Raw genomic sequence first — 14,481 nt, forward strand, 5'->3', positions numbered from 1 at the left:
CTCTCAGGGTTGTGAGTCATGGGGTCTGAAACGGGGGTCCTGGGGCCGGCGGCCTTCGGCGCGAAGGCCGCCGGAACTCCCGTCAGACCTCTTCGACGCTGCTCGGCTCGCGCCGCGACAGGTCGATGCCGAGCTCCTCCGCCGCGCGGAAGACGTCCTCGTCGGTGTCACGCATCTCGATGGACATACCGTCGCTGGACAGCACCTCCACGTTGAGGCACAGGGACTGCATCTCCTTGATGAGCACCTTGAAGGACTCGGGGATGCCGGGCTCGGGGATGTTCTCGCCCTTGACGATCGCCTCGTAGACCTTCACGCGGCCGGTGACGTCGTCGGACTTGATGGTCAGCAGCTCCTGGAGCGCGTAGGCGGCGCCGTAGGCCTCGAGGGCCCACACCTCCATCTCACCGAAGCGCTGGCCACCGAACTGAGCCTTACCACCCAGCGGCTGCTGGGTGATCATGGAGTACGGACCGGTCGAACGGGCGTGGAGCTTGTCGTCGACCAGGTGGTGCAGCTTGAGGATGTACATGTAGCCGACCGAGATCGGCTCGGGGAACGGCTCACCGCTGCGGCCGTCGAAGAGCTGCGCCTTGCCGGAGGGGAGCACCAGCCGCTCGCCGTCCCGGTTCGGGATGGTGTGCTGGAGCAGACCGGCGATCTCGTCCTCCCGGGCGCCGTCGAAGACGGGCGTGGCGACGTTGGTGCCGGGCTCGACGCGGTCGGCGCTGATGACCCTGAGGCGCTCGGCCCACTCGTCGGCGAGGCCGGAGACGTCCCAGCCGCGGCTGGCGAGCCAGCCGAGGTGGATCTCCATGACCTGGCCGGGGTTCATCCGGGAGGGGACGCCCAGCGGGTTCAGGATGATGTCGACCGGGGTGCCGTCCTCCAGGAACGGCATGTCCTCGATCGGCAGGATCTTGGAGATGACGCCCTTGTTGCCGTGGCGGCCGGCGAGCTTGTCACCGTCGGTGATCTTGCGCTTCTGGGCGACGTAGACGCGGACGAGCTGGTTGACGCCCGGGGGCAGCTCGTCGCCCTCCTCGCGGTCGAAGACGCGGACGCCGATGACCTTGCCGGTCTCGCCGTGCGGCACCTTCAGCGAGGTGTCGCGGACCTCGCGGGCCTTCTCGCCGAAGATCGCGCGCAGCAGCCGCTCCTCGGGGGTCAGCTCGGTCTCGCCCTTGGGCGTGACCTTGCCGACGAGGATGTCGCCGGCGATGACCTCGGCGCCGATGCGGATGATGCCGCGCTCGTCGAGGTCGGCGAGGACCTCCTCGGAGACGTTCGGGATGTCCCGGGTGATCTCCTCGGGGCCCAGCTTGGTGTCGCGGGCGTCGACCTCGTGCTCCTCGATGTGGATCGAGGAGAGGACGTCGTCCTGCACGAGGCGCTGCGACAGGATGATCGCGTCCTCGTAGTTGTGGCCCTCCCACGGCATGAAGGCGACCAGCAGGTTCTTGCCGAGCGCCATCTCGCCGTTCTCGGTGGCCGGACCGTCGGCGAGGACCTGGCCCTCGATGATCCGGTCGCCCTCGTTGACGAGGACCTTCTGGTTGACCGAGGTGCCCTGGTTGGAGCGGGCGAACTTGGCGAGGCGGTACGTGATGTACGTGCCGTCGTCGTTGCCGGTGGTGATGTAGTCCGCGGAGACCTCCTGGACCACACCCGACTTCTCGGCCTTGACCACGTCGCCGGCGTCGACCGCGGAGCGGTACTCCATGCCGGTGCCGACGAGCGGGGCCTCGGAGCGGATCAGCGGGACGGCCTGCCGCATCATGTTCGCGCCCATGAGCGCGCGGTTGGCGTCGTCGTGCTCCAGGAACGGGATCATGGCGGTCGCCACGGACACCATCTGGCGCGGCGAGACGTCCATGTAGTCGACCTCTTCGGGGCCGACGTAGTCGACCTCGCCGCCGCGGCGGCGGACGAGCACGCGGGCCTCGGCGAAGCGCAGGTCGTCGTTGAGCTCGGCGTTGGCCTGCGCGATGACGAAGCGGTCTTCCTCGTCGGCGGTCAGGTAGTCGACGTCGTCGGTGACCTGGCCGTCGTTCACCTTGCGGTACGGGGTCTCGACGAAGCCGAAGGCGTTGACCCGGCCGTAGGAGGCGAGCGAGCCGATCAGGCCGATGTTCGGGCCTTCGGGGGTCTCGATCGGGCACATGCGGCCGTAGTGCGAGGGGTGCACGTCACGGACCTCGAAGCCGGCCCGCTCGCGGGAGAGACCACCCGGACCCAGCGCCGACAGGCGGCGCTTGTGGGTGAGACCCGACAGCGGGTTGTTCTGGTCCATGAACTGCGAGAGCTGGCTGGTGCCGAAGAACTCCTTGATGGAGGCGACGACCGGCCGGATGTTGATCAGGGTCTGCGGCGTGATCGCCTCGACGTCCTGGGTCGTCATGCGCTCGCGCACGACGCGCTCCATGCGGGCGAGACCCGTGCGGACCTGGTTCTGGATCAGCTCGCCGACGCTGCGCAGACGGCGGTTGCCGAAGTGGTCGATGTCGTCGGTCTCGACGACGATCGTCTGGCCGTTGTCGGCGGCCGTCTCGATCTCGCCGGCGTGCAGCTTCACCAGGTACTTGATCGTCGAGATGACGTCCTCGACGGTCAGGACACCGGCGTCCAGCGGCACGTCCGCGCCGAGCTTCTTGTTGACCTTGTAGCGGCCGACCTTGGCCAGGTCGTAGCGCTTGGGGTTGAAGTAGAGGTTCTCCAGCAGCGTCTGCGCGGCCTCGCGCGTGGGGGGCTCGCCCGGACGCAGCTTGCGGTAGATGTCGAGCAGCGCGTCGTCCTGGCCCTGGGTGTGGTCCTTCTCCAGGGTGGCGCGCATGGACTCGTACTCGCCGAACTCCTCCAGGATCTGCTCGGTGGTCCAGCCGAGCGCCTTGAGGAGGACGGTCACGGACTGCTTGCGCTTGCGGTCGATGCGGACACCGACCATGTCGCGCTTGTCGATCTCCATCTCCAGCCAGGCACCCCGGGACGGGATGATCTTGGCGGAGAAGATGTCCTTGTCGGACGTCTTGTCGATGGAGGAGTCGAAGTAGACGCCGGGCGAGCGGACGAGCTGCGACACCACGACACGCTCGGTGCCGTTGATGACGAAGGTGCCCTTGTTCGTCATGAGCGGGAAGTCGCCCATGAAGACGGTCTGGGACTTGATCTCGCCGGTCTCGTTGTTCGTGAACTCGGCGGTGACGAAGAGCGGCGCGGCGTACGTGAAGTCGCGGTCCTTGCACTCGTCGATGCTGTTCTTCGGGGGCTCGAAGCGGTGGTCGCGGAACGTCAGCGACATCGACCCGGAGAAGTCCTCGATCGGGGAGATCTCCTCGAAGATCTCCTCGAGACCGGACTTGGTGGGGACGTCCTGACCGGATTCCAGAGCCGACTCGACGCGAGCCTTCCACGCGTCGTTGCCGAGCAGCCAGTCGAAGCTCTCGGTCTGCAGCGCGAGAAGGTTCGGAACCTCGAGGGGCTCCTTGATCTTTGCAAAGGAGATGCGCAGCGGGGCGGTGCTGGCAGCGTTGTTCGTATTCGCGGTCGAGGCATTGCGCGAGGCGGCCAAGAGGGGGTCCTTCCGAGGGCTCGGACTCACTACGCGCGTACCGGCCCCTCTTCCGTGCACGGAGACAGGGGGTGTCTGATGTGGCGGAAAGGCCAGGTCAGACATGCTCTGATCGTCAGTGCTCGGGCGAGGGCGGACCCCTGGTGACGGGCAGGGGGCAGCTAACAGGCAGCGCAAAGGGTCAGTGTAGCCACTTGGCTCACTGATGTCCAGTGCTGGTTTCCCGGACCGTCTTGGCTCCTCGTTGTTCTCACCACCTGCGGGAGGTCAATCCCTCAACGCACCGTGATACTGCCCTCTTCGTCGTCGATCCATGCCTCGGATCCGGACCTTGTGACGACGCGTCCTGAGAATCGCGCGCCGCGTGCGGTTCGTCAAGGCCCCCCTTGCCGAAACCCGGTGCCGCCGGGGGTGCCTCGTGGCCCCCGGAGACGGCACGACGAAGATCACCATACTCCCCGTCGCCGCCCACGCAAGGCAGCCGCCGCCGGGCCCCGTACACACCGAAGAGCGACCACCCGATTGGATGATCGCTCTTCGGTGCTGAGGCGTTACAGGTCCACGAGGACCCGTGAGGTCTTACTTGACCTCGACCGAGGCGCCGGCGCCCTTGAGGGCCTCGGCGGCCTTGTCGGCCTGCTCCTTGTTGACCTTCTCGAGGACCGGCTTCGGGGTGCCGTCGACGAGGTCCTTGGCCTCCTTCAGACCCAGGGAGGTCAGCTCGCGCACGACCTTGATGACCTGGATCTTCTTCTCGCCGGCGCCGGTGAGGACGACGTCGAACTCGTCCTTCTCCTCGGCCTGCTCGACCGGGGCGGCCGGACCGGCGGGGCCGGCCACGGCGACCGCGGCGGCGGCGGTGACGTCGAACTTCTCCTCGAACGCCTTCACGAACTCGGAGAGCTCGATGAGGGTCATCTCCTCGAACTGCGCGAGCAGGTCTTCCTGGCTGAGCTTCGCCATGGTGGCGGTCCTTCCACTAAAACGGCAGATGCCGGATGTACGGGGTGAGGCGGGCGTGTGCCTTACGGCATTGCTGCGTAGACGTCGGGCCCGCTATGGCCCTTGCCTCAGGCGGCGAGGGCCGGAAAGCGAGCCGAGTTACTCGGCACCGCCCTGCTCGTCCTGCTTGGCACGGAGCGCGTCCACGGTGCGGACGAGCTTCGAGGGAAGCGCCTGGAAGAGCTGCGCAGTCTGGGACTGCTTGCCCTTGAAGGCACCCGCCAGCTTGGAGAGCAGAACCTCACGGGACTCGAGGTCCGCGAGCTTCTTGATCTCGTCGGCCGAGAGCGGCTTGCCCTCCAGGACACCGCCCTTGATGACGAGATTCGGGTTGTCCTTGGCGAAGTCGCGCAGACCCTTCGCCGACTCCACCGGGTCACCGGTGATGAAGGCGACCGCCGTCGGACCAGTGAACTGGTCGTCCAGCGTCGTGATCCCGGCCTCGTTGGCCGCAATCTTGGTCAGCGTGTTCTTCACCACGGCGTACTGGGCGTTCTCACCGAGCGACCGGCGCAGCGTCTTGAGCTGCGCCACGGTGAGACCGCGGTACTCGGTCAGCACGGCGGCGTTGGAGCTGCGGAACTTGTCCGTCAGCTCGGCAACCGCGGCAGCCTTGTCGGGCCTCGCCATAGAGCCTCGGCCTCCTTCCGGGTGATTCGGACCGCGCGGACCCCGAAGGAGGACTGGAGAAAACGAAACGCCCCGGGCGCAGGCGCACGGGGCGTGGCTCGACCGGGACGTACGACGGTACGGCCGGGAGCTCATCCTCTGTCACCTACGCGGGTCGTCCGCAGTTCAGCGGTTCCTTCGGCCACCGTGTCCTCTTGCGAACACACGGCGACGACCAGCGGTCTTTGGCTTCTCAGGGAGCGTACGGGAACGGGCCGGTCCCAGGCAAATCCGTTCCCGTGGCCGCCCGGCCGGGGGCTCAGCCCTCGCCCATCTCCTCCATCATCTCGGCCAGGTCCATGGTCTCGCCGGCCGGCGGAGCCGCGATCTCCACGGGCTCGTTGTACGAGAGGAAGGTGATGGTCATGTCCAGCTCGCCCTTGGTGGCGTCGCCGCGCATGCGGAACTGCTTGGTGCGGTCCTTCTCGTCGATCCACATGTCCATGGTGAGCTTGTCGATGCCGAGGTCCTTGTACTCCTCCAGGCTCTTGCGGCGCTCCTCCTCGCCCGCCCCCTCGTCCTTGAGGGACTTCTCCAGCTCGGCGAGGGTGACCGTGCCCTCGTAGTGGGTGGTCTTCACGCCGTCGACGGTCTCGGTGCCGACCTCGCGCACGTCCTTGGCGCCGGTGAGGAAGGTGGACTCGGCGGCCGGGTTCTTGTCGGCCTGCGAGGAGCCGCCCAGCTCGTTCAGTTCGCCGTCGGCGCCCAGCGCCTCCAGGTCGAACTTGATCCAGCTCTTGCCGTCCAGCTCCTTGGCGGCCTCGGCGCCGCCGATGTACATGGCCCCGTCCAGCAGGCGGATCTCGACGGTCGCGTCGGGGTCCTCGTCGGGCGCCTTCACCTTCATGTCCATCGCGGGCTCGGGCTTGAGCCGCATCCTGGCCTCGCCCTCCAGGCGGCCCTCCTCGGGCGTGCGGCCGGTCATGCGGTAGTGCAGCGAGGTGATGTCCTCGGAGTTCTTGGCCGCCTTGGCGACCGCGGCGGCCGGCGACATGGCCGGCGTCTCCTCCGCCTTCTTCTCCTGGCCGCAGCCCACCGCACCCCCGGCGAGCAACAGCGCGGCGAGACCGGTGGCGACGGGCACACGCATCCGCACGGACGTCTTCATGCATTCCCCCCAAGGGACACCTGGCGCCCATGGAGGGCACAGAGAATCGACTGCTCGTTCACAGTGAGGACGCGAGACTATCGCAAGACGGTTCGAACGTTCCGGAAGTTTTCCCGGGTCAGGAGCCGGTCTGCGCCGCCAGCAGTTCCTTGAAGTCCGCGGTGTCCGCGGCCGGCGGGCGCTCGGCGACGACGGTCACGCCGTAATCGGTGTACCAGGCGGTCTGCGTCAGCTCCCCGGTCGCCGTCCGGCCCCGCTCCACCTTCTTCACGAGGAGGTCCCGGTCGTCGACCCAGACGTCCACGGTCTGGGCGGTGGCGCCGTCCACGGTGCCCGACCAGTGTGTGGTGCGCCGGCCGCGCGTCGTCTCCTCGCCGACCCGCCGGACGTCCGCGGAGGCCAGGAGCTGCTTGAGCGCCTGGTGGGGGGTGGTGCTGCGCATCTGGTCGGCGAAGTCGGCGCCGAGGTCGCCCAGTTCCTCCAGGTCGTCGTAGACGTACCTGATCCAGTGCCGGCCGCCGGCCCGCTCGGCGAAGGCGTCGCCCATCTTCGCGTAGTACGCGTCGGCCAGGTACCGGGCCTCCATGGCGGTGGTGCCGAGTCCGCGCATCGTCTCGGCGGTGGTGCCGCCGGTGTAGGTGATGGTCAGGGTGCCGGTGAGGCCGTCGCTCCAGCCGAGGGCGCCGGTGGCCTCCAGGGACAGTTCGCTGCCCATGACGGTGGCCGATTCGACCCGGGCGGAGCCGGCCCGGCCGACGGCCCGTTCCGCGGCGCGCAGGGCGGAGGGCACGGGGGCGGTCGGCGTGGCCGTGGGGCGGCCCTCGTCCCGGTCGCCGCCGGTGGCGCCGGTGCCGGCGCAGGAGGGCGTGCACAGCAGCAGCACGGCCGTCACCGCGGTCGAGAAGGCCGTGCGGCGTAGCGTCGTGCTCGTCATGTCGTCCCACCCCTGTGCGCGTCACCTGCCCGCACGCTAGCCGAGGCGCGCGGTACCCGTCCCGCAAAGCCTGGCCCGCCTCTCCCCCGGGGGGAAAGGCCCGGCGGTGGGTGGACGCGGGGAAACGGCGGACGGGAGCCGCCGCGCCGGGCGCAGGGGGGCCGGATAGACCGGCAGCCCGGAGGACCGGAAGTCGGGAGGACCGGCAGCCCGGGAAACCCGAAAAAGGGGACGGGCCCCGCACCGTGGGTGCGGGGCCCGTGACCGTCGAGCGAGCCGTCGGCTCAGACCGCGGCCGGGTCCTCCTCGACGAGGAGGTTGCGGGTGCGGTTCGGGTCGACCGGGATGCCGGGGCCCATGGTGGTGCTCACGGCGGCCTTCTTGATGTACCGGCCCTTCGCGGCGGACGGCTTCAGACGCAGGATCTCGTCCAGGGCCGCGCCGTAGTTCTCCACCAGCTTGGTCTCGTCGAACGACGTCTTGCCGATGATGAAGTGCAGGTTCGAGTGCTTGTCGACGCGGAACTCGATCTTGCCGCCCTTGATGTCGTTGACAGCCTTGGCGACGTCCGGGGTCACGGTGCCGGTCTTGGGGTTCGGCATCAGACCACGGGGACCGAGCACGCGGCCGAGGCGGCCGACCTTGCCCATGAGGTCCGGGGTGGCGACGACGGCGTCGAAGTCCAGACGGCCCTTCGACACCTCGTCGATGAGTTCGTCGGCGCCGACGATGTCGGCGCCCGCGGCACGCGCGGCCTCGGCACGGTCACCGGTCGCGAAGACCAGGACCCGGGCGGTCTTGCCGGTGCCGTGTGGGAGGTTCACGGTGCCACGGACCATCTGGTCGGCCTTGCGCGGGTCGACACCCAGGCGGAAGGCGACCTCGACGGTGCCGTCGAACTTGGTCGTGGAGGTCTCCTTGGCGAGGCGGACGGCCTCGAGCGGGGCGTACAGGCGCTCCCGGTCGATCTTGGCGTCCGCAGCGCGGAGAGACTTGCTGCGCTTGCTCACTACTGCTCCTGGGGTTGCTTAGGAGTCGTGGTCCGGGCCGAGCAGGCCCCGCCACTTCTGCGGGAAGGTGGGGATCAGCCCTCGACCGTGACGCCCATGGAACGGGCGGTGCCGGCGATGATCTTCTCGGCGGCGTCCAGGTCGTTGGCGTTGAGGTCGGGCAGCTTGGTGGTGGCGATCTCGCGGACCTGGTCGCGGGTGATCTTGGCGACCTTGGTCTTGTGCGGCTCGCCGGAGCCCTTCTCCACGCCCGCGGCCTTGAGGATCATCTTGGCGGCCGGCGGCGTCTTGGTGATGAAGGTGAAGGAGCGGTCCTCGTAGACCGTGATCTCCACCGGGATGACCCAACCGCGCTGCGACTCGGTCGCGGCGTTGTAGGCCTTGCAGAACTCCATGATGTTGACGCCGTGCTGACCCAGCGCGGGGCCGACCGGCGGAGCCGGGTTGGCGGCACCGGCCTGGATCTGGAGCTTGATGAGCCCCGTGACCTTCTTCTTCTTGGGAGGCATGGCTCTCCGGGTCCTTTCATTCGGGTCCTGCCCGCGTACCGGGAACAACCCGGACGCAGGCATACCGCACAACGATAGCGGGTATGGATGCGCGGCCAAAAACCGGGCAGGTCAGGCGATCGCGTACGCGACGGCCTGACCTGCCCGGACGCTGGTGGTCCAGGGAGAACCGGGTGACCTAGTTCTTCTGGATCTGGTCGAAGGAGAGCTCGACCGGGGTCTCGCGGCCGAAGATCTCGACGAGGCCCTTGACCTTCTTCGAGTCGGCGTTGATCTCGTTGATGGTGGCCTGGAGGGTGGCGAAGGGGCCGTCGGTGACGGTGACCGAGTCGCCGACCTCGAAGTCCAGGACCTGGACCTCGACCTTGCGCTGCGGCGCCGGCTTGCCCTCGGCCTCGGCCGCCTCGCGGGCGGCCTTCTCCTCGGCCTCCGGGGCGAGCATCTTGACGATCTCGTCGAGGGAGAGCGGGTAGGGGTCGTAGGCGTTGCCGACGAAGCCCGTGACGCCGGGGGTGTTGCGGACGACGCCCCAGGACTCGTTCGTCAGGTCCATGCGGACGAGCACGTAACCGGGCAGCTTGTTCTGCCGGACGGTCTTGCGCTCGCCGTTCTTGATCTGGACGATCTCTTCCTCGGGGACCTCGGCCTGGTAGATGAACTCCTCGACGTTCAGCGAGACGGCGCGCTGCTCCAGGTTGGCCTTCACGCGCTTCTCGTAGCCCGCGTAGGTGTGGATCACGTACCACTCGCCGGGCAGGACGCGCAGTTCCTGGCGGAGCTGCTCGACGGGGTCGAGCTGCGGCTCGGCCTCTTCCTCGGTCTCCGCGTCCGCGGCGCCGTCCCCGGCCGCCTCGTCCGTCTCCTCGGCGACGACGGCCTCGGCGCCCTCGACCTCGGCCGAGGTCTCGGTGGCCTCGCTGTCCGAGCCCTCGACGGTGCCGGGCTTGTCCTCGACGGACTCGGCAGCCTCCCCGCGAGGCTCAGCGGCGTCGTTCACGTTCGGGTCAGACACGGTGGCTGCTTCTTCCTGGATACATAGGGGTGGAACACGCGAAAGGGGCGCCGGGTACCTCGGCGCCCTTCGCTTGCGGCTCAGCCGAAGACGTACTTGGCGGCGTGGCTGAAGCCATAGTCAATCAGAGTCACCAGCCCGATCATGATGACCACGAAAATAATCACCACGGTGGTGTACGTCGTGAGCTGGTTGCGGCTGGGCCAGACGACCTTCCGCAGCTCGGCGACGATCTGGCGGTAGAAGAGCGCGAGACGCTTCAGAGGGCCCTTCTTGGCGCGCTTGCCGCCCTTGCGGGACTTCTTGGAGTTCGGCGCTTCGTCCTGGGCATCAGGCATGTCGATGGAGCCCACGGCGTCCGTCACTCGTCCTCACCTGATTCCGGGTCGTGGCCGTGCCGCGCCCGGTCTGAGCCGCACGGCGGTGCATTGCTGTACGTACACGCGCACACATCCTGGCGGAGGAGTGTGTAGCAGGGCCGGAGGGACTCGAACCCCCAACCGCTGGTTTTGGAGACCAGTGCTCTACCAATTGAGCTACGACCCTTTGTGCGTCCCCCAACGTACCGCATCCGCCCGGTTGCCTGGTGTGCACCGAGTGGCGGCGGACCGCTGAGGGCCAACGAGGTGAGAGTGTACGTGTTCCGGGGCCGGGCGTCGAACAGAAAGCGCCCGTGAGGGGCGTCCCCGGCCCCTCCTGGCCGAAGATCGCCCAGGCCGCGGGCGGGTTCCGGACTCTTGTCCGGGGTTCGCCCCGGGGCCGTTCGGTCTGTGAAACCCGCGTGCCCCGGGCGTTTCGGGTCTGGAACGATGGGGTGCATGAGCGCTGCAACCCCTCCCACCGAGCGCCGGGTCTCCGCCCGAGTCGGCGCGATCTCCGAGTCCGCCACCCTCGCCGTGGACGCCAAGGCCAAGGCTCTCAAGGCCGCCGGGCGTCCGGTGATCGGCTTCGGTGCCGGCGAGCCCGACTTCCCGACCCCGGACTACATCGTCGAGGCCGCCGTCGAGGCGTGCAAGGACCCGAAGTACCACCGCTACACGCCGGCCGGCGGCCTGCCCGAGCTGAAGGCCGCCATCGCCGCGAAGACGCTGCGCGACTCCGGCTACGAGATCGACCCGTCGCAGATCCTCGTCACCAACGGCGGCAAGCAGGCCATCTACGAGGCGTTCGCCGCGATCCTCGACCCCGGCGACGAGGTCATCGTCCCGGCCCCGTACTGGACGACGTACCCCGAGTCGATCCGGCTGGCCGGCGGTGTGCCGGTGGAGGTGGTCGCCGACGAGACGACCGGCTACCGGGTGAGCGTCGAGCAGCTCGAGGCGGCCCGCACGGAGAAGACCAAGGTCGTCCTCTTCGTCTCGCCCTCCAACCCGACCGGCGCCGTCTACCGCGCCGAGGAGGCCGAGGCCATCGGCCGCTGGGCCGTCGAGCACGGCCTGTGGGTGCTGACCGACGAGATCTACGAGCACCTGGTCTACGGCGACGCCACCTTCACCTCGCTGCCGGCGATCCTTCCCGAGCTGCGCGACAAGTGCATCGTGGTCAACGGTGTCGCCAAGACGTACGCCATGACCGGCTGGCGCGTCGGGTGGCTCGTCGGCCCCAAGGACGTGGTGAAGGCCGCGACCAACCTCCAGTCCCACGCCACCTCGAACGTGTCCAACGTCGCCCAGGCGGCCGCCCTGGCCGCGGTCTCCGGCGACCTGGACGCCGTGGCCGCGATGCGGGAGGCGTTCGACCGGCGCCGCCGGACCATCGTGCGGATGCTCAACGAGATCGACGGCGTGGTGTGCCCGGAGCCGGAGGGCGCCTTCTACGCGTACCCGTCGGTGAAGGCGCTGCTCGGCAAGGAGATCCGGGGCCGCCGCCCGCAGGACTCCGTGGAGCTGGCCGCGCTGATCCTGGAGGAGGCCGAGGTCGCGGTGGTGCCGGGTGAGGCGTTCGGCACACCGGGCTACCTGCGGTTGTCGTACGCGCTCGGCGACGAGGACCTCGTCGAGGGTGTGAGCCGGGTGCAGAAGCTGCTGGCGGAGGCCCGGGACTGACGGTCCCCCACCCCTTCCGCGCGGTACTCACGGAGCACTCCCCGGTCACCGGGGGGTGCTCTGTTCCTTTGTACGAGCAAGCCCCCGTATGGGGAAACGGCTTCCGGGCCGGGCCCGGCGTACGGCAGGATCACGGAATGGAGCGTGTACGTGATCTCTCTGAGCTGCCGAAGGCCCATCTCCACCTGCACTTCACCGGGTCGATGCGGCCCGCCACCCTGCTGGAACTCGCCGACAAGCACGGCGTGCGCCTGCCCGACACGCTGACGGAGTCGCTCTCCCGGGGCGAGTCGCCGAAGCTGCGGGCGACCGACGAGCGGGGCTGGTTCCGCTTCCAGCGGCTGTACGACGCGGCCCGGTCCTGCCTCCAGGAGCCCGAGGACATCCAGCGGCTGGTCCGCGAGGCGGCGCTGGAGGACCTGCGGGACGGCTCGGAGTGGCTGGAGATCCAGGTCGACCCCACCTCGTACGCGCCGCGCCTGGGCGGGCTGATCCCGGCGCTGGAGATCATCCTGGACGCGGTGGAGACGACGGTGCGCGACACCGGGATCGGCATGCGGGTGTTGGTCGCCGCGAACCGGATGAAGCACCCTCTGGACGCGCGCACCCTGGCCCGGCTGGCGGTGCGCTACGCGGACCGGGGCGTGGTCGGCTTCGGCCTGTCCAACGACGAGCGCCGGGGCATGGCCCGCGACTTCGACCGCGCCTTCGCGATCGCCCGGGACGGCGGGCTGCTGTCCGCGCCGCACGGGGGCGAGCTGACCGGCCCGGCCTCGGTGCGGGACTGCCTGGACGACCTGGAGGCGGACCGGATCGGGCACGGGGTGCGGGCGGCGGAGGACCCGCGGCTGCTGAAGCGGCTCGCGGACCGGCAGGTGACCTGCGAGGTGTGCCCCGCGTCCAACGTCGCCCTCGGCGTCTACGAGAAGCCGGAGGACGTGCCGCTGCGGAAACTGTTCGACGCCGGGGTGCCGATGGCGCTGGGCGCGGACGACCCGCTGCTGTTCGGCTCCCGGCTGGCGGCGCAGTACGAGATCGCGCGGCGGTACCACGGCTTCACGGACGCGGAACTGGCCGAGCTGGCCCGCCAGTCGGTCCGCGGCTCCGCCGCCCCGCCCGAGGTCAGGGCGAAGCTCCTGGCGGGCGTGGACGACTGGCTGAACAAGCCGGCAGGGTGAGCGGCGAGGCGGGGACGCCTGAGGCGGGCCCGGCGGGGGACGGGGTGAGACGCGGCGGGGCGCGTGGCGGGGCGCCGGTCCTGTGGCCGGGGTGCTGCGGGGCGGGGGGAGGGCGCCGGGTGCCGGGGTGAGCGCCGGGCGCCGGGGGCTTCTACGGGTGGAGGCTGACGCCGACCGTCACCGGCTCGTTGACCAGGGTGACGCCGAACGCCTCGTGCACCCCGGCCACGACCTCGCGGGCGAGCGCCAGGAGGTCCTCCGTGGTCGCCCCGCCCCGGTTGGTGAGGGCGAGGGTGTGCTTGCCGGAGATGCGGGCGGGTCCGGTGCCGTAGCCCTTGGTGAAACCGGCCTTGTCGATCAGCCAGGCCGCGGAGGTCTTGGTGCGCCCCTCCCCCGCCGGGTAGGCGGGCGGCTCGACGGCGGCGCCGAGGCGGCCTGCCACGCGGGCGCGGAAGGCGGCGAACTCCTCGTCGCCGAGGATCGGGTTGGTGAAGAACGACCCCGCCGACCAGGTGTCGTGGTCCTCCGGGTCGAGGACCATGCCCTTTCCGGCGCGCAGCTTCAGCACGGTGTCGCGGGCGGCGGCCAGCGGCACCCGGTCGCCGGGGGCGACGCCGAGGGCGCGGGCCGTCTCCGCGTACCGGATCGGCCCGGAGAGGCCGTCGGCGTCCTCCAGGGCGAAGCGGACACGCAGGACGACGTAGCGGTCGTTCTCGGCCTTGAAGCGGCTGTCGCGGTAGGAGAAGGCGCAGTCGGCGTTGGCGAGGGTGACCGTCTCGCGGGCCTCGCGGTCGTACGCGACCACCTCGGTGATCGTGTTGGCGACCTCCTGGCCGTAGGCGCCGACGTTCTGGACGGGAGTCGCGCCCGCCGAGCCGGGGATGCCGGCCAGGCACTCGATGCCGGCGAGTCCGGCCTCGACCGTGCGGGCGACGGCGTCGGTCCACACCTCGCCCGCCGCGAGTTCCAGCGTGGTGCCGTCGAGGGTGAGGCCCCGGGTGGCCAGGTGCAGGGCGGTGCCGTCGAAGCCCTTGTCGCCGATGACCAGGTTGGAACCGCCGCCGATGAGCAGCAGGGGCGTGCCGCTGTCGTCGGCCTCGCGGACGGCCTCGACGATCTCGCCGTCGGTCGTTGCCGTGAGCAAGCGGGTGGCGGGGCCGCCCAGCCGGAGGGTGGTCAGGGGGGCGAGGGGGGCGTCGTGGAGTTCCTGCACGGGCCCAAGACTACGAGACCGCCCCGGCCGGCCCACCCCCGCGGGCGGCCTCGTCCGCGTCGGCCCGGCCGCCGCCGGACCTCCGCCCAGGAGACGGGCAGTTCACCGGCGGGCGCCGTCCAGGAGGCGAACGCGTCGTCCCGCATCGGCACGGGCAGCCCGCGGGACGTGGGGGCGTGGGCGCCCGAGCGCCCGAAGTCCCGCAGGGCCCCGGGCGCCTCCTGGGCGGAGAG

At 69.8% G+C, this 14,481-nt stretch carries 12 protein-coding genes and 1 tRNA gene; 2 read left to right on the forward strand and 11 right to left on the reverse strand.

Features of this window, described 5'->3' with window-relative positions:
* Positions 1 to 82: 82 nt before the first annotated feature.
* From rpoB to VM636_RS12350, 10 genes are all read right to left on the reverse strand, one after another.
* On the reverse strand, positions 83 to 3,568 hold the full coding sequence (rpoB, locus tag VM636_RS12305; RefSeq protein ID WP_030422043.1) for a DNA-directed RNA polymerase subunit beta: 3,486 nt from the start codon (positions 3,566 to 3,568) through the stop codon (positions 83 to 85).
* A 579-nt stretch (positions 3,569 to 4,147) separates the two neighbouring features.
* Positions 4,148 to 4,531, reverse strand: coding sequence for a 50S ribosomal protein L7/L12 (gene rplL, locus VM636_RS12310; RefSeq protein WP_030422042.1), 384 nt, complete (start codon positions 4,529 to 4,531; stop codon positions 4,148 to 4,150).
* Between the two features lie 138 nt (positions 4,532 to 4,669).
* On the reverse strand, positions 4,670 to 5,200 hold the full coding sequence (gene rplJ, locus VM636_RS12315; RefSeq protein WP_030422041.1) for a 50S ribosomal protein L10: 531 nt from the start codon (positions 5,198 to 5,200) through the stop codon (positions 4,670 to 4,672).
* Between the two features lie 298 nt (positions 5,201 to 5,498).
* The gene (locus VM636_RS12320) at positions 5,499 to 6,347 is read right to left on the reverse strand and encodes a hypothetical protein (protein WP_030422040.1); all 849 of its coding nucleotides are present in this window, start codon (positions 6,345 to 6,347) and stop codon (positions 5,499 to 5,501) included.
* A 118-nt stretch (positions 6,348 to 6,465) separates the two neighbouring features.
* On the reverse strand, positions 6,466 to 7,281 hold the full coding sequence (locus tag VM636_RS12325) for a hypothetical protein (protein ID WP_030422039.1): 816 nt from the start codon (positions 7,279 to 7,281) through the stop codon (positions 6,466 to 6,468).
* A 284-nt stretch (positions 7,282 to 7,565) separates the two neighbouring features.
* Positions 7,566 to 8,291 (reverse strand): 50S ribosomal protein L1, encoded by a 726-nt coding sequence (rplA, locus tag VM636_RS12330; protein ID WP_030422038.1) that lies wholly within the window; start codon positions 8,289 to 8,291, stop codon positions 7,566 to 7,568.
* 74 nt (positions 8,292 to 8,365) lie between these two features.
* Positions 8,366 to 8,800: a 50S ribosomal protein L11 gene (gene rplK, locus VM636_RS12335; protein ID WP_004984556.1), complete on the reverse strand. Its 435-nt coding sequence runs from the start codon at positions 8,798 to 8,800 to the stop codon at positions 8,366 to 8,368.
* Between the two features lie 178 nt (positions 8,801 to 8,978).
* Entirely contained in the window at positions 8,979 to 9,812 is an 834-nt protein-coding gene (nusG, locus tag VM636_RS12340) for a transcription termination/antitermination protein NusG (protein WP_053913251.1), read from the reverse strand.
* Between the two features lie 80 nt (positions 9,813 to 9,892).
* Entirely contained in the window at positions 9,893 to 10,177 is a 285-nt protein-coding gene (secE, locus tag VM636_RS12345; RefSeq protein WP_030422036.1) for a preprotein translocase subunit SecE, read from the reverse strand.
* 108 nt (positions 10,178 to 10,285) lie between these two features.
* A tRNA-Trp gene (locus VM636_RS12350) sits at positions 10,286 to 10,358 on the reverse strand.
* A 272-nt stretch (positions 10,359 to 10,630) separates the two neighbouring features.
* On the opposite strand from VM636_RS12350, the gene VM636_RS12355 reads away from it, so the two are divergent.
* Both VM636_RS12355 and VM636_RS12360 read left to right on the forward strand, forming a co-directional pair.
* The gene (locus tag VM636_RS12355) at positions 10,631 to 11,857 is read left to right on the forward strand and encodes a pyridoxal phosphate-dependent aminotransferase (protein ID WP_030422035.1); all 1,227 of its coding nucleotides are present in this window, start codon (positions 10,631 to 10,633) and stop codon (positions 11,855 to 11,857) included.
* Positions 11,858 to 11,994: 137 nt separating this feature from the next.
* A complete protein-coding gene (locus VM636_RS12360) occupies positions 11,995 to 13,035 on the forward strand; it encodes an adenosine deaminase (RefSeq protein WP_030422034.1) in 1,041 nt (346 codons plus the stop codon).
* A 151-nt stretch (positions 13,036 to 13,186) separates the two neighbouring features.
* On the opposite strand, the gene VM636_RS12365 is transcribed toward VM636_RS12360, so the two are convergent.
* Positions 13,187 to 14,248 carry a UDP-N-acetylmuramate dehydrogenase gene (locus VM636_RS12365; protein WP_338484395.1) on the reverse strand — a complete coding sequence of 354 codons (1,062 nt, stop codon included), beginning with the start codon at positions 14,246 to 14,248 and terminating at the stop codon, positions 13,187 to 13,189.
* Positions 14,249 to 14,481: the final 233 nt, after the last annotated feature.

This window comes from Streptomyces sp. SCSIO 75703 (assembly GCF_036607905.1).
In the GTDB taxonomy this organism is placed as follows: Bacteria; Actinomycetota; Actinomycetes; order Streptomycetales; family Streptomycetaceae; genus Streptomyces.

Excerpts from the sequence above, each read along its gene's own strand:
- rplL (WP_030422042.1), bottom strand. The coding sequence starts at position 4,531 with ATGGCGAAGCTCAGCCAGGAAGACCTGCTCGCGCAGTTCGAGGAGATG.
- rplJ (WP_030422041.1), bottom strand. The coding sequence starts at position 5,200 with ATGGCGAGGCCCGACAAGGCTGCCGCGGTTGCCGAGCTGACGGACAAG.
- VM636_RS12320 (WP_030422040.1), bottom strand. The coding sequence starts at position 6,347 with ATGAAGACGTCCGTGCGGATGCGTGTGCCCGTCGCCACCGGTCTCGCC.
- VM636_RS12325 (WP_030422039.1), bottom strand. The coding sequence starts at position 7,281 with ATGACGAGCACGACGCTACGCCGCACGGCCTTCTCGACCGCGGTGACG.
- rplK (WP_004984556.1), bottom strand. The coding sequence starts at position 8,800 with ATGCCTCCCAAGAAGAAGAAGGTCACGGGGCTCATCAAGCTCCAGATC.
- VM636_RS12355 (WP_030422035.1), top strand. The coding sequence starts at position 10,631 with ATGAGCGCTGCAACCCCTCCCACCGAGCGCCGGGTCTCCGCCCGAGTC.
- VM636_RS12360 (WP_030422034.1), top strand. The coding sequence starts at position 11,995 with ATGGAGCGTGTACGTGATCTCTCTGAGCTGCCGAAGGCCCATCTCCAC.